The sequence below is a fragment of the Paenibacillus sp. BGI2013 genome (assembly GCF_002843485.1).
GTDB lineage: Bacteria > Bacillota > Bacilli > Paenibacillales > Paenibacillaceae > Paenibacillus > Paenibacillus amylolyticus.
In genome coordinates this window covers 148,518-164,293 of sequence record NZ_PJFA01000001.1, presented here as the reverse complement: position 1 = coordinate 164,293, position 15,776 = coordinate 148,518, and the positions used below count along the sequence as shown (strand labels likewise).

14 protein-coding genes are annotated in these 15,776 nt (G+C 45.8%); 1 reads left to right on the top strand and 13 read right to left on the bottom strand.

Annotated features, from left to right (window positions below):
• Positions 1-15 precede the first annotated feature (15 nt).
• Together CXK86_RS00765 and CXK86_RS00760 are read right to left on the bottom strand one after the other, a co-directional pair.
• Complete coding sequence (locus CXK86_RS00765; RefSeq protein ID WP_017689585.1) at positions 16-975, bottom strand: ABC transporter permease; 960 nt, start codon at positions 973-975, stop codon at positions 16-18.
• 11 nt (positions 976-986) lie between these two features.
• Complete coding sequence (locus CXK86_RS00760; RefSeq protein WP_257467745.1) at positions 987-1,709, bottom strand: alpha/beta hydrolase; 723 nt, start codon at positions 1,707-1,709, stop codon at positions 987-989.
• Between the two features lie 515 nt (positions 1,710-2,224).
• Here CXK86_RS00760 and CXK86_RS00755 point away from each other — a divergent pair.
• A complete protein-coding gene (locus CXK86_RS00755; protein WP_076252418.1) occupies positions 2,225-3,142 on the top strand; it encodes a serine hydrolase domain-containing protein in 918 nt (305 codons plus the stop codon).
• A 101-nt stretch (positions 3,143-3,243) separates the two neighbouring features.
• Here the strand turns inward: CXK86_RS00755 and CXK86_RS00750 are convergent, their stop codons facing one another.
• The 11 genes from CXK86_RS00750 to CXK86_RS00700 all read right to left on the bottom strand — a co-directional run bounded on the left by CXK86_RS00750 (position 3,244) and on the right by CXK86_RS00700 (position 15,773).
• Positions 3,244-3,498 (bottom strand): AbrB/MazE/SpoVT family DNA-binding domain-containing protein, encoded by a 255-nt coding sequence (locus CXK86_RS00750; RefSeq protein WP_036610032.1) that lies wholly within the window; start codon positions 3,496-3,498, stop codon positions 3,244-3,246.
• Between the two features lie 167 nt (positions 3,499-3,665).
• Positions 3,666-4,133, bottom strand: coding sequence for a tRNA (uridine(34)/cytosine(34)/5-carboxymethylaminomethyluridine(34)-2'-O)-methyltransferase TrmL (trmL, locus tag CXK86_RS00745; protein ID WP_017689589.1), 468 nt, complete (start codon positions 4,131-4,133; stop codon positions 3,666-3,668).
• Positions 4,134-4,230: 97 nt separating this feature from the next.
• On the bottom strand, positions 4,231-5,319 hold the full coding sequence (gene serC, locus CXK86_RS00740; RefSeq protein ID WP_076252731.1) for a 3-phosphoserine/phosphohydroxythreonine transaminase: 1,089 nt from the start codon (positions 5,317-5,319) through the stop codon (positions 4,231-4,233).
• A gap of 397 nt (positions 5,320-5,716) precedes the next feature.
• A complete protein-coding gene (gene glnA, locus CXK86_RS00735) occupies positions 5,717-7,141 on the bottom strand; it encodes a type I glutamate--ammonia ligase (protein ID WP_036669830.1) in 1,425 nt (474 codons plus the stop codon).
• Between the two features lie 413 nt (positions 7,142-7,554).
• Positions 7,555-8,619: a 3-deoxy-7-phosphoheptulonate synthase gene (gene aroF, locus CXK86_RS00730; RefSeq protein ID WP_036610039.1), complete on the bottom strand. Its 1,065-nt coding sequence runs from the start codon at positions 8,617-8,619 to the stop codon at positions 7,555-7,557.
• 286 nt (positions 8,620-8,905) lie between these two features.
• A complete protein-coding gene (locus tag CXK86_RS00725; RefSeq protein ID WP_036669829.1) occupies positions 8,906-9,859 on the bottom strand; it encodes a 4-hydroxy-3-methylbut-2-enyl diphosphate reductase in 954 nt (317 codons plus the stop codon).
• A 67-nt stretch (positions 9,860-9,926) separates the two neighbouring features.
• Positions 9,927-11,387 (bottom strand): sensor histidine kinase, encoded by a 1,461-nt coding sequence (locus CXK86_RS00720; protein ID WP_036610045.1) that lies wholly within the window; start codon positions 11,385-11,387, stop codon positions 9,927-9,929.
• 1 nt (position 11,388) lies between these two features.
• Positions 11,389-12,078 carry a response regulator transcription factor gene (locus tag CXK86_RS00715; protein WP_036610048.1) on the bottom strand — a complete coding sequence of 230 codons (690 nt, stop codon included), beginning with the start codon at positions 12,076-12,078 and terminating at the stop codon, positions 11,389-11,391.
• A 175-nt stretch (positions 12,079-12,253) separates the two neighbouring features.
• Positions 12,254-13,918 (bottom strand): S1C family serine protease, encoded by a 1,665-nt coding sequence (locus tag CXK86_RS00710; protein WP_036610051.1) that lies wholly within the window; start codon positions 13,916-13,918, stop codon positions 12,254-12,256.
• A gap of 148 nt (positions 13,919-14,066) precedes the next feature.
• A complete protein-coding gene (locus tag CXK86_RS00705; protein ID WP_017689597.1) occupies positions 14,067-14,729 on the bottom strand; it encodes a response regulator in 663 nt (220 codons plus the stop codon).
• A gap of 18 nt (positions 14,730-14,747) precedes the next feature.
• On the bottom strand, positions 14,748-15,773 hold the full coding sequence (locus CXK86_RS00700) for a HAMP domain-containing sensor histidine kinase (protein WP_076252420.1): 1,026 nt from the start codon (positions 15,771-15,773) through the stop codon (positions 14,748-14,750).
• Between the last annotated feature and the right edge of the window lie 3 nt (positions 15,774-15,776).

The following is a 15,776-nucleotide window of genomic DNA, read 5'->3' as shown; positions in this document are numbered from 1 at the left end:
ATTTTTCCTCCTCTCTTATCGGAACAAACCGTCTCCGCCAAGCCACTTGGCAAATCTGTCAGCAAGAAGCAGCAAGGCCATATTCACCAGGGAACGGAACAAGCTGACCGCTGTCGAGAATGAGAAATCGGTAGATGACTGGAACGTAATCCGATAGATATATACATCGAGTACTTCCGATACATTTTTGGTAGCGGCATTTGCCAAGTTGAAGATCTGGTCAAACCCGGAAGACATCAATCCACCAACCGAGAGAATAAACATGATTGTGATGGTTGGAAGGATGTTCGGCAAAGTAATTTTGAACATCTGTTGCATACGGGAAGCCCCGTCAATCTGTGCTGATTCATACTGATCCTGATCAATACCGGAAATGGCAGCCAGGAATATAATCGCGCCCCATCCACTTGATTTCCAAATATCAGTCAACAGCAACATGGGTACAAAGTTGGATTCGGACCCCAGGAAGTTAATCGTTGGCAATCCGAGTAATCCGAGCGCGCTATTTACCAGTCCGTCATATGCCAGTACATTGATGACTACCCCGGATACGATGATCCAGGAAAGGAAGTGCGGGAATGTAAGAACGGTTTGGAACAATTTTTTTCCTCTGCGCATCCGCAATTCATTCAGCAACAGCGCCAGAATGATCGGGAACGGGAACTGAATAATCAGTTTCAGAATATTGATGTACAGCGTACGCCATACTGCGTCGATAAAGGTTGGATCACGGAAAACATATTTGAAGTTCTCGAATCCGCTCCATGGACTTCCCCAGATGCCCAGGTTGGCCTTGTAATCTTTGAATGCCAGAGACAGGCCACCCATCGGCATGTAGGCAAACAGAATTAGCCAGACAAGCCCCGGAATAAGCAGGGTGTATGTCATTCGGTGCTTCCAGATTTCAGTCCAGAGCGAATTGCCCTTCACGTTTCCCTTCAGCTTTTTGCTAGGTCCTTCGGCTGCAGGTTTCACATTGCATCTCCTCACTCTACTATGGTCTTGTCGTTGTACAGAAAATCAAACATCGTTCTCAGGTGGTGCTCCCAAAATCTCCATTCATGAGCCCCCGGCGTCTCCACATACCGAAAATCAAAGGCAGTCCCCTGCATGTATCTCGCATAGTCGCGATTCATCTCTACAAAGGGGTCACTATCGCCACAGCAACTGAGGATATCCGGTAAAGGAACACCCTGTTCCAGCAGCTTGGCCGACAGTGCGTAAATATCCTGATCGGCTTTTACCTGTAAACGTTCTCCAAAAACCGCTTTCATTTCCTTGATCATTGTCGCTGGCATATGGGGATCATGAAGCCGTGTCTGGATATCCGTTACGCCGGATAGAGACACTACTTTGCGATATCGCTCTGGATAAGTTAGTCCACATTTCAGTGCACCATATCCACCCATGGATAAACCTGCAACGTATGTTTTCTCCGGATCAGGATTCAGATTGAGCAGACGCTTGCATATTTCAGGTAACTCCTGAGTGATGTAGTGGAAGTAATTCAGGCCGTATTCCATATCGGTGTAATAGCTTCGATTCGCTTCCGGCATAATGATCGTACAGCCATATTGCGCTGCATACATCTCAATTGTGGTTAACCGCTGCCAGGTACTCGCATTATCGCCTGCCCCGTGCAACAGATATAGTGTACCGCCTGAAGTCTCTCCGGAGTCACTGGACACAACATGTATGCTGGTATTCATGCATAAGGTTGGCGATCCAGTTTCGATCGTTATATGTGCCATAAATGTAACCCCTCTCATCATCGCCTGCTGTCTTTACTCATTCGTTTCTCTGGCGTTGGATTGCAGGCTGTTGTAGATTCCCTTGTATTACGATGGGTTATCGAAACGATTTTCTCGAATCGTTTCAAAACATAACCAACGTTGATCCACATGGACTTCATTACAACACTTTTAATGTGGAAGCGATTTCTTCGAATCGTTTCGAATAAATCATAAGCCCGATGAGTAAATCCTGTCAATAACCTTTTTACAAATTTCGCGTTTTTTTCTCAAAAAAATGCTCTTTTAAGTCTAAATTTGCGTCCAAAGACACTATTATTACGAAAAAATGAAAATTTAGTAAGTGCTATTACAACTTTAATTGACACCAAACCAGGTTTATACTAACATGGGTTCTGATTTTGCATTCGAATTACGGAAACGTTTCACCAACCGATTTTACTCAGGTTTCACCTGATATTAGGGAGGTTAATATGTCTGAGCAACTCAAAGGTTTCATTCATACGATTACGGAGCAACAATTGAATGTTTTTTCCATTCGTATATTACAAAAAGGGCATCTGCTTGCCCATTGGGACCGGGATAAGGATCAGCGCAGGGTACAACATTCCATCAGTAAATCCTTCACATGTATGGCCGTTGGTCTTGCTCTTGAAGAAGGTCTGATACATCTGGATGCGACACTTGGTGATTATTTCTCTTATGATCATGCATCCGTTGCACAACGCAATCTCCCATCGCCGCAAGAATTGAGACTGCGTGATCTTCTCCGAATGACTTCGGGTCATGACTCTCCCCCTCTTTGGGCTGATGAACGAGCTTCATTGACCGAAAAGGACTGGGCGAAATATTATATGTCTCTGCCTCTGGACAGGGTACCTGGAGAACAATTTACATATAGCAGCGGGGATACATTTATGATCTCAGCCATGCTACAGGCTGCTACCGGCCAAACCGTGAAAGATTACCTGACTCCACGGTTATTTGATCCGCTTGGCATCCATGATGTAGAGTGGGAAACCTCTCCACTCGGCGTAACGCTTGGCTGTGCAGGTCTTTGGATAAGCAATGAGGAACTGAGTCGATTTGGACAGTTACTGTTGCAGGAGGGCTTTTGGGAAGGCAGACAGATTGTACCTGCGGATTGGATTCGACAGGCTACGTCCCAGCAGATCGAAACGACTGGAGACGGAGATTGGGGAAAAGGTTACGGGTATCAGTTCTGGATGTGTTCTCATGACGCTTACCGCGCCGATGGTGCCTATGGTCAGTTGTGTATCATAATTCCCTCAAAGGAAGCTGTCATATGTATTAATAGTGAGGAAGAAAATATGCAAAGCATCCTGAATGCCGTGTGGAATGAGGTTTTACCCCTTTACACCCAGCGTTAGTATACGTATTTTATCTTTTTTTCAAATTGCAATTATGCCATTCAATTGAGAATAAAACAAAAAAAACGCCACGGGGTCAATGGACCCCATGACGTTATTTCTTATCCGTGTTGTGGAAGCTGAGTCATTTCATCTAAACATTGTGCGCATATGTAACGCTCTTTGAACTCGTTGACTTCCTCGATGGATCCGCAGAAAATACATTTTGGACGATATCTCTCCAAGATAATATGGTCCCCTTGTACTAAGATTTCTACAGGATCTCCCTCATTCATTTGATACCTTTTACGCAAAGATTTAGGCAATACGATCCTACCTAATTGGTCAACTTTGCGAACTACTCCAGCTGGCTTCATAGCTACGGCACACCTCTCCTATCTTACTCTAAATTTCTAGGTACATTTGTACTATGTTTATAGATTCGCCAAGATTTTGTCGAATCCTGCTGGAAATAAACATTTTTTGTCCTTTTTTTTGAAAAATGTTTTTTTACCGAATTCTAGCCGTCATTTATAACCTCAATTTATCCTTCTAACCCGGGGAAATTGAGCTGGCGTAACGCTTCATATACAATAATTGCTGCCGAATTGGACAGATTTAATGATCTAACGTCACCAGTCATTGGCATTTTCATGCATGTATCGGGATTCGCAGCAATTAATTCAGGTGGCAGGCCTTTAGTCTCTTTACCAAAAACGAGGAAATCCCCATCCTGAAAATTAAAATCACTATATCGGTTCTTGGCCTTCGTAGTTGCATAGAAGAAACGACCTTCCGGATATTTTTCCTGAACCTCAGCAAATGAGTCGTGGTATTCAATATGGACAGCATGCCAGTAATCCAGCCCTGCACGTTTCAATGTAGCATCATCTGTTCGAAATCCAAGTGGACGTACGAGATGCAGATGGGTACCGGTTGCCGCACAAGTACGCGAAATATTGCCTGTGTTCGCCGGAATTTCTGGTTCAACCAGAACGATGTGTAAAGCCATATGTGTTCAATCTCCTTTTCATTTCATGTTGACGACAACCCTCTAATCTTAAAGAAAAGCCCTCCACACGTCAATGTGGAAGGCTCCCTATACTTAATTATCCATTTGTCTTCTGGAAGTGGCTCATGAAGTCTGTCAGTGCCTTAACACTTTCATAAGGAGCAGCATTATAAATGGAGGCACGGAGACCACCCACACTGCGATGTCCTTTCAGACCTACAAATCCTTCTTCCTCCGAAGCCTTGATGAACTTTTTCTCCAGTTCTTCAGAAGCAAGACGGAAGGTTACATTCATGAGGGAACGATCTTCTTGTTCAACACAACCACGGTAGAAATCACCGGAAGCATCAATTGTGTTATAAAGCAATTCCGCTTTTTTCGTATTTTTTTGCTCAATACCAGCCAGTCCGCCCTGTTCTTCAATCCATTTCAATACTTCATTCACCATATATACCGAGAAGGATGGCGGCGTATTGTACAGGGAGTTGTTATCTACATGTGTGCTGTAACGAAGCATGGTTGGAATCGTTTTAGGCGATTCGCTCACCAGTTCCTCACGAGCAATTACAACCGTAATTCCGGATGGACCCAGGTTCTTCTGTGCACCCGCGTAGATCATGCCGAACTGATTAAGATCAAATGGTTTACAGAAAATATCACTCGACATGTCCGCAATCAGAGGTACTGAACCGGTATCCGGGAACGACTTGAATTGCGTACCTTCAATCGTTTCGTTCGAAGTCAGATGCACATAAGCCGTACGTTCTGGCAAACTCAGATTCGAAACATCCGGCAATTTCATAAATTTCTCTGCTTCCGAAGATGCAGCAACATGTGTCTCGCCGATCAACTTCGCCTCAGACAGAGCCTTCTTCGCCCAGCTGCCAGTCATCACGTAACTTGCAGTCTGCCCTGCGCCGAGCAGGTTCATTGGCAACATCGCGAACTGAGTGCTTGCACCGCCCTGCAGAAAGAGAACCTTGTATCCTTTTGGACTGCCTAGAAGCGACAACAACCGCTCCTGAGCTTCATTATGTACAGACTCATACACCGCTCCACGGTGAGACATCTCCATAATCGACATGCCTGTATTACGAAAATCTACAAATTCCGCCTGTGCACGCTCCAGTACCTCAAGTGGTAACGCCGCAGGTCCTGCATTAAAGTTATACGCTCTTTTTGTCACAAAATCCCCCGCCCTTTCCATCCGTAACTCTGACATCCAAACAGCATTTTGCACAATTCGATTAGAATCGCTCACGGGTATAAGAGTTGGACAGGAAGAAGCATCCTGATCCAACCAACGTATAGACAAATTGAAACATTTTGATCTATATCTTACTTATTGAAAGACGCTCTATGGATTTGTGCAAAATGCACTCAAAGTGAATATTATCGCTATGATATCAGTATTCTCTATCTGCTTCAAGGGCAATATGCACTGAAGTGTTGAATTCAGGTTATCAAATTCCTTTATCACCCTGCAAAGTTAAAGCACTACATTGTTTAATTTAAGGAAAAGCCTCCGAGAGCGTGTCCCGGAGGCTTTAAGTTGGAACAAGAACTGTTCCGACCTCGACAGATTAGCAGTCGAAGTAAAGGCTGTACTCGTGCGGATGAATGCGGATCGCTACTGCTTTCGCTTCATCACGTTTGAGGTTGATGTAGTTATCAAGGAAGTCTTTTGTGAATACGCCGCCTTCAGTCAAGAACTCGTTGTCAGCTGCCAGAGCATCAAGTGCTTCTTCCAGGGAAGCTGGCACACTGCGGATGTTTTCTTTATCTGCATCAGACAGGTCATAGATGTTTTTATCGAGAGGACCATATCCAAGCTCAGTTGGGTTGATTTTACGTTTGATTCCATCCAGACCAGCCATCAACATTGCGGAGAATGCCAAGTATGGGTTAGCTGTGGAGTCTGGTGTACGGAACTCGATACGACAACCTTTTGGTGTCACAGCTGCAACCGGAATACGAACTGCTGCGGAACGGTTACCTTTGGAGTAAACCAAGTTAACTGGTGCTTCGTAACCAGGTACGAGACGTTTGAACGAGTTCGTACTAGGGTTAGTCAAAGCGATCAGTGCCGGAGCATGGTACAGGATACCTCCGATGTAGTGCAGAGCCATTTCACTCAGGTTAGCATATCCCGCTTTGTCATAGAACAATGGGGAATCGCCATCAAAGATGGATTGGTGAACGTGCATTCCGCTACCATTATCACCGAACAATGGTTTTGGCATGAATGTTGCTACTTTGCCATATTGACGTGCAGTGTTGTGCACGATGTATTTGTATGCAAGCAGGTTATCTGCTGTTTTCTTCAGTGTATCAAAACGGAAGTTGATTTCGGCTTGACCCGCTGTCGCCACTTCATGGTGATGACGCTCGATTGACAGGCCAGCTTCTTCCAAAAGGCGACACATTTCGCTACGAATATCTTGTTGTGTATCCACTGGTGCTACTGGAACATATCCGCCTTTAGTACGAACTTTGAAGCCCAGGTTTCCGCCTTCTTCCTGACGGTTGGTATTCCAAGAAGCTTCTTCGGAATCTACGAAGTAGGAAGAGCTGTTCGTGCCGCTCTCATAACGAACATCGTCGAAGATGAAGAACTCGGATTCAGGTGCGAAGAATGCTGTTGTACCTACGCCGCTTTCTTGCAGGAAAGCTTCTGCTTTAACAGCGATGCTGCGTGGGTCACGCTCATAACGCTCGCCATCCGGAGTGAAGATATCACACATAACATTCAATGTAGGGTGTGCAGTGAACGGATCGACATAAGTCGCTTCAGGGTCTGGCATCATAACCATATCGGACTCTTCAATTCCGCGGAAACCTTGGATAGAAGAACCGTCAAAAGCTACTCCATTTACGAACGTGTCTGCATCAACAGCCGAAGCTGGCAACGAGATGTGATGTGCACGACCAGCTAAATCTACAAAACGAAAATCTACCCACTCGATGTTGTTCTCTTGAATTGATTTCAATACGTTTTCAACCGACATGTATTCGTCCTCCCAAATATTCCGAACATTAAACAACCCCACTAAGAAAATGTCTAAATTCGAATTTTTTTCTGTCGTCATTATAAATTTTAAAACATGACATCGTCAATACTTATGTAAGGTATTTTTTGAAGGGATGTTAGATATACTCACACTTTATAAATAACATAAATTCATATAACAACTAGTTTTATATACATTTAACTGGTTTAATGCGGTAAAGCGCCCTCTATTTTAACCTAAATCATGGGAAAAACTTCACATCATAAATGTTTCTTATCACTATTGATTAATAAATACGTTCAAAACTGCAAAATATGCAAAAAACCGAGCATCTATCTGATTCCGTTACAATGAACGAGATCAGAGGAGATGCCCGGATGATGATCCAGACCTTGACTATGAAATTCTTATTACACGCCTACACGTGCCGGGAAAAATTCTGCCGGTTGTTTGGCTGTGCTGAATGATTTACCCACGATTGGTGCCAATTTCTCCAGATCCTGCAACAGGTTAGCGAATTGGTCAGGGAACAAGGATTGCACACCATCTCCTGTCATGGAGTTATCCGGATCGGTATGCATTTCAATGATCAGGCCATTGGCACCCGCAGCAACGGAAGCTTTTGTCATCGGTTCCACCAGTTCACGTCGTCCAGTACCATGGCTCGGGTCAGAAATAACCGGCAAATGGCTCAGAGACTGCAGAACAGGGATCGCTGACAGATCCAACGTATTCCGTGTGTAGGATTCAAACGTACGAATACCACGTTCACACAGCATAACATTTGGGTTACCACCCGCAAGAATGTATTCAGCCGCATTCAACAATTCATCGTATGTCGCACTGAAACCACGTTTCAACAATACGGGTTTACCACACTCGCCCAATTTGCGGAGCAGGTCAAAGTTCTGCATGTTACGTGTACCTACTTGCAGAATATCTGCGTACTCGGCGCAAATATCCACATACTCAGGTGTCATGACTTCAGTAATGGTCAGCAGGTCATGTTTCTTGCCTGCTTCCGCCATCATGATCAATCCCTCTACACCCGTTCCCTGGAAGCTGTAAGGACCCGTACGAGGCTTAAATGCTCCCCCACGTAACACTTGCCCACCAGCAGCTTTCACAAGCCCGGCAATCTCATCAATCTGTGCAGCGGATTCAACCGCACATGGTCCGCCCATGACAACAAGTTCTTTTCCGCCGATATCTACACCTTTGATGGAGATCACCGTATCTTCCGGATGGAAGTCACGACTTGCCAATTTGTAAGACTTCGAGATTTTAACGACATTCTCGACACCTTTCATTTGGCGAAGATGCTCTTGCATTTTAGGTTCAACTTTACCAATCAAACCAATGATAGTACGATCCTCTCCGCGAGAGATATGCACCTGAAGCCCTTCTTTTTCAATAACTGCAACGATATCCTGAATCTGTTCCTCCGGTGTAGCTTTGCCTGCAATAACGATCATATTAATTCCCATCCTTCCTTGTATGAGAGCACAATAATTTCCTTAACGTGCGTCTGATTAAATATAAAAATTCTGTCGTGCTTAAACGCTTGTTCGCTTTTAAGCTTTTATCCGTTAAAGTGAATATACCATAGTTATCTGATTGCGTCAAGGTACACATTCCTTATCCATATACAAAAAAAGAATCCTGCTCCACAGGCTCCGACATTCGGATCTGCATAACAGGATTCTTCTCATTCACATCTCGTTTTTAATTCACATACACTTAGACTTACTTTTACATTTCCTAAGGTGTACGTGTTTTTTCTCTAACTGGAGGCAACAGTTTGCTCATGTTCACGGTACGTTTGATCTCCCACGTCTCCGGCTTGTCATGTTCATACTGTTCCAGGTAAAGGATGACTTCTTTCGTGATCGGTGTTGGTGTTGATGCACCCGAAGTAACCGCCACCTTATTTACACCTTTCAGCCATTCTTGCTGAATCTCGGAAACATCAGATACACGGTAGGCCGTAACACCCGCAATCTCCTCCGACACTTGTGCCAGACGGTTAGAGTTATTGCTGCGAGGATCACCCACCACGATAACCAGGTCCGACTGACCTGCCTGTTCCGCAACAGCTTCCTGACGAACCTGAGTTGCAAGGCAAATCTCATTATGAATCTCTGCGCCCGGAAACTTCTCCAGCAGACGGCTCATAATGTGCTTGATATCCCACTGGCTCATCGTTGTCTGATTTGTAATAAGGATTTTGCCTGGAGATACGTTCAGCTCTTCGATCTCTTCTTCCTTCTCGATCAGATGAACGAGATCTGGTGCAACACCAACGGCACCTTCTGGTTCAGGGTGATTCTTTTTGCCGATATAGATGATCTGATAACCTTCTGCCGTCTTCTCCCGAATGAGATCATGGGTCTTGGTGACATCAGGGCATGTTGCATCCACTGTTGTCAATCCTTTGTCCCGTGCCAACTTGCGCACTTCAGGAGATACACCGTGAGCTGTGAAAATAATCGTGCCACTCTCCACTTGGCTCAAAATATCCATCCGGTTCGGACCATCCAATGTAATAATACCTTCATCTTCAAAGGAATCCGTCACATGTTGGTTATGCACAATCATACCCAATATATAAATAGGTCGTGGTAAATCCAGATTGCGTGCCGCTTGACGCGCGAGCACCATCGCATCCACAACGCCGTAACAATATCCCCGCGGCGAAATTCGTAGTACTTCCACTTGGTTGCCACCCGCTTTCTTTCTCGGCAACGTTGCCGATGTAATTGCAGTCCTGTCTATTATACCTTTATTCGATAGGCGGAGCAAAGACAACCGGCAACCAGATAATAAAGGTGGTTCCTTCTCCACGTCTGGTCACAACCTCAACCGATCCATGGTGTTCCTCAATAATCCACTTCGCAATCGAAAGTCCCAGACCTATGCCCGGTGTAGCCCCGCGGGATTCATCTGCCCGATAAAAACGATCAAAGATGAACGGCACTTCGTCCCGATCCATCCCAATACCGGTGTCGCTAATGCGTAGTCCCACCTGGCCCTTGTATAATACGGCATCCAGCGTCACAGAGCCTTCAGGTGTGTATTTAAACGCATTTTCGATGAAAATAAACAGCATCTGTTGCAGATAGTCCTTGCTACCATTCACATAAATGCCGTTCAGGATGGAAAAATCTCCTGGAAGCCAGTCTGCCTGACGATCCAGAAATTGTGCTCTGCGTGCTACTTCCTGTACGAGTATCTGCAGCGGGATCGGATTCAGTTCAATTTTCTGACCCGTATCCGCTCTCGCCAGCGATAACATGTCGCTGATCAGCCTGCTCATACGTTTTCCCTCGTCCGCCATATCTTCAATGGCTTCCAGCGACATTTGTTTGACAGTCTCCTCATCCAGATTCGGTCGGTCGCTTCCTTCCTGATCCCACAGCTTCTTCAAGAAGTCTACGTTCCCGCGAATGGTGGTCAGCGGCGTACGCAGTTCATGCGATGCATCGGATACAAAGCGGCGCTGGGCAGCATTCGTTTCCTCCAAACCACGGAATGACAATTCTGTACGTTCAAGCATATTATTCACCGTTTCAATCAGACGCCCGATCTCATCCTTCGGCCCAGCATATTGAATACGTACACTTAAGTCATCTCCAGATTGAATCTGATTGGCGGCATCAATGACAGTCACGAGCGGACGCATCGACTTGCGAGCCAAGACGAGACCTGAGGTAATAGCCAATGCCATCGCTACCAGCCAGCCAAAAACCAAAATATTAAGCAACGCTTCCAGCAAGCGCTCCTGTGAACTTACATTGGCACCAACCTGAAGAATCCCACGTACTTCATTGGTTCCCTGAAGAGAAAGGGGAAGCTGATTCACCAGAAACGGTGTACCATCCACATAGATCTTGGATATGCCTCGCTTTTCAAGAATTTCATTGGCTTTTAATACCGGAAACTGAATCTCCAGTTTTTTCATATTGCCGGAAATTATGCCTGAGCGACTCTGATAATCCCAGAGTTGAATGTAAATTTGTGCCTCCTGAAGCTGGCTCTCTGTAAATGGGTCCAGATCCAACGACTGCGAAAGAGGATTTACACCAATTTGATCCGTAATCCGGGCACTTTTCACCTTTAATTGCTGTTCGACTTCCTGATAGGAATTAAAATAAACAAAGGCATAGATGACAACGCCCCAAAAAATAAGCACGGCGGCCAGAATACCAGAATACCATGCGGTTAGTCTTAACCGAATGGACATGTCAGGAGTCACCTCTCAGAATATAACCGGCTCCCCGGATGGTCTGGATTAGACGTTTGCCACCGTATTCTTCAGTCTTCTGTCTGAGCATGGCAATGTATACTTCAAGCACGTTAGACTCACCGCTGTAATCATAACCCCAGATTTTATCCATAATCAGATCACGGGACAGTACCCGTCTTGGATTTTGCATGAACAGATTCAACAGTTCAAATTCTTTGGCAGTCAGCTCCAGACGCTGCCCATCTCGCAATACTTCACGTGAGTCATTGTCCAAAATGATATCTTCATACATTAAGCGGTTGTCCGGCGTACCCGCACTATCTGACTTGCGGCGCAGCAATGCACGGACACGTGCCAATAATTCTTCCAGCGCAAAAGGTTTTACAAGGTAGTCATCGGCTCCTGTGTCCAGTCCGGTCACCCGGCTCTGTACTTCATCCTTGGCCGTCAGCATCAGCACAGGCACTTTACTGCCTGCTTCTCTCAATCTGCGACATACCTCAAATCCGTCAATCTGCGGCATCATCACATCCAGCACAACGATGTCCGGCTCCTTGTCCATCAGTTTGCTGAGGCCTTCAGCTCCATTGGAAGCCGTCTGTACCTCATATCCTTCAAAAGCCAGCCCCCGGCGGAGCATGGATACAATTTTTTCGTCATCATCCACAATCAAAATAGTTGAGCGCATGGTGGTCTTTCTCCTTTATCCTAACGTTTTATCCCATTGTAACAGGCAGAAGCACAATCTGCATCTTCAAGTAGGCGTCTCCAATTCGTCCTGGTCCATTGTAACTCTGCTTCATCAGGGCAAAAAAACGGAAGGGCCTTCAAACCCTTCCGTTCTGTCAATCCTTACCTAATATTTATGGTTGCTGCTGTTGTGTATCTGTTGTTTGTGAAGTATCAAAATCATTTTTGTTGCCGATTTTGATTTTCAGATCCATCTTCTTACCATCACGCACCACGTTCAGTGTAACTTCACTACCGATTTCCTGTTTCTTGATAAAATCAATCAGATCTTGACTTGTCGCGTACGGCGTACCATTGGCACCTGTGATGATGTCATATGCACGAAGATCTGCTTGGTAAGCCGGTGATTGGAAGATCGTGCTGGCTACAACTGAACCTTCGGTAACGTCTGTTCCCATTTGTTTAGCAACTTCAGGCGTGAGAGCCATCAGAGACGCACCGATAAAGGGTACTGGCTCTTTGGGAACTTCTTTGTTCTCTTTAAGATATTTAACGGCTTCAGAGATGACGCTCGACGGGATTGCAAAACCAATTCCCTGTGCATCTGCGCTTACTGCAACGTTCATTCCGATAACTTCCCCATTCAGGTTAAGCAACGGACCACCGGAGTTACCCGGATTAATCGAAGCATCTGTTTGCAGCAAATGGCTGTACTCACGTGTTTTTCCTGTTTCTTCATCTGGAATGCTGATCGTACGTTCTTTGGCACTCAGTACACCTGCTGTAACCGTGTGTTCGAATCCTTCAGGGTTACCAATAGCTACAAGCCATTCACCGACTTGAGTACTGTTGGAATCACCCAGTGGAGCTACAGGGAACGCATCGTCACCACTATTTTTCTCAATTTTCAATACAGCCAAATCCAGATCAAAGCTGCTTCCCAGCAATTTAGCCTCATAAGGCTTGCTGTTGTTCTCCAGGGTTACCTGGATTACATCTGCACCCTGAACAACGTGTTGGTTCGTCAGGATATATCCTTCTTTGTCAAAAATGAACCCGGAACCAATGCCCATAGGCACAAGCTGATTACCGCTTTGTGGTTGCTGGCTTTGGCCTTGATTGCCTTCCGTTCCGCCCCCATTACCAAAGAAGTATTGGTACAGCGGATCACTTGTATTTGATCCACCCTGACCCAATCCTGTACGTGAGGACTGCTTCGCGAGTGTTTCGATTTTGACGACAGCCGGACTTGTACTTGTTACTACGGAAGACACATCTTCTTTGCCTGTTGGCAGTAACGACGCTGTGACATTGTTGCCTCCGCCTGTGTTTGTGGACGCTTCCTGTCCTGAACTTTGATTGTCTGTGTTCGTAAGTGCCGTCTCCGGTGTGAACATGTTTGTTCTATCAGCTGTGTACATGAGAACGGTGATGACCAGCATCCCGGCAATAAAGGAAAATAGAAGTGATCTTACGGAAGAACGTGGCTTGCGGTTATTATAGTTCCAGTTGCCTTTGCCGCCATTCCCTTGATCTCCACCGTTACCTGAGCCGTTTCCGCCGCCTGCTGATGATCTTTTCGCTTGTTCGGATGGTTCACTATTATAGTAAGTAGGTACGGGTCTCACCGGATCAGGTTTTGTAATCTCTACATTTCCTTCTTCACGCTGATTAGTGCTTCCCATGTGATTTGCTGTATCTTCCTGATTCACGGACTGAAAAGGTCCATAAGAATAATAATAGGAGGATTCGTCCGTTCCGGAAGAATTGCGATTCTCCGTTTGTTTGGTTTCGTTTTCCTCGTCTTGACGGTTCGATCTATAGTTGCGTTCGTCCATACCTCTCTACCTCCCAATCTCTTATTCGCAAGAGATATTCTTTAACTGTCCTTATTTTGTACTTTAAACCTTAACCGTACCTTAAAAACAATTAAAAAGGAGATAAAAGCACATAAGAATAGACTCTTTTCCCCGTCACGACAGCATTTTACCCTTTCGTTTTCACCCATCCCTGACGATGCGCATAGATGGCCAACTGTGTACGATCGTCCATCTCACATTTCATCAGCAGGTTACTTACATGTGTTTTGACGGTTTTGATACTGATATGTAATTCTTCTCCGATATCTTTGTTGGTCTTTCCCTCTGCAATAAGCAGCAGCACTTCCTTCTCCCGTTCAGTCAGTCCCGATTCACTCTCTCTCGCTGTACGTTGTCTGATTCCCCGGGTTAACGCCTGCGAAACATCACCTGTCATAACAGGCATGCCTCTATATGCCCCTTGCAGAGCATAGATCAGTTCTTCAGCAGAGACTGTCTTCAGTACATAACTTACCGCACCCGCTTCAATCGCTTGTACAACCAGATCATCCTCCAGGAAACTGGTGAGCATCACAATTTTCATCCCTGGAAATTCAGTCATGATGGCTTTTGTTGCTTCAGCGCCATTCATTACAGGCATCATCAGATCCATCAGAATCAGGTCCGGCATTTCACTATCATTTAACTTACGTAACTGATCAAGCGCATCCTGCCCATGGCCCGCTTCTCCCATCACATGAAAAGTAGGTTCCAGCATCAGATATGTTTTCAAGCCCATGCGCACCATATCATGGTCATCCACAATCATCACGTTTACTTTACCACTCATTGCGTCTCCCCCTCTGGTTCACTCAGGAACGTTCGGGAATTTCGGGATCAATACCCGCACCGTCGTTCCCGCTCCCGGTTTCGATATAATCTGAACTTGCCCCCCAAGCTTCTCCGCCCGTTCACGCATGGTAGATAACCCGTATGAACCCGGACGCTCCGCTTGCTGTAAAAATCCCTGACCATCATCGCTGATGCTCATACTGATCTGATGTTCACTCTCCCGTATGGACAGACTAACCACTCCAGCCTCTGCATGCTTCACAACATTGGCAACCGCCTCCTGAATAACAAGAAACAGCTGGTGCTCAATGGCATCCGAGATTCCGCCATCCAGTTCCAGCTCTTTCACACCTTTAAGACCATTCTGCCTGCAATAATCAGGAAACCAACTATCCAGTGCTGCGGTGAGGTCACGCCCTTCCAGCTCCACCGGTCGAAGTTGGGCAATAAGTCCTCGCATCTGACGCTGTGCAATATGCGACATCTGGATTAACTGGTCCAGTACTTTACCGCCATGTTCCGGATTCATCTCCAGCAGTCGCGGTAAGGACGAAGCCGACATATGCATGGCAAACAGCTGCTGGCTAACCGTGTCATGGAGGTCCCTTGCCATTCGTTTGCGCTCTTCAAGCACAGCCCGCTCCGAGGCTTGCTCCTTCTCAATGACTTCCTGCTCACCGAGGCGCTGAAGCAGTCTCATCTTTTTCTCAATCGAATCCATCATGACATTGAACTCCTGATAGACACGACCAAACGAAGCGTCATCCGCTTCAGGCATGCGCACCGCCAGATTACCCTTGGATACTTTCAACATGTTGAGATCAAGCAGGTCGATCTTGCGTTGGAGTCGTAATGCAGCGATATATCCGGTTATAGCGGTGGCCAGCACAACAACGGCAACATAGGTCCATGCCCGCTGACGACCAGCCCCCATCAACACCTCTCCATACAATAGATAGAATCCGCCCAGTGTAATCAGACCAGTTAGCGCAAAATACATCATCAGTTCCCATTTATTGGCCTTGAGAATTGTTCGAATCATGCA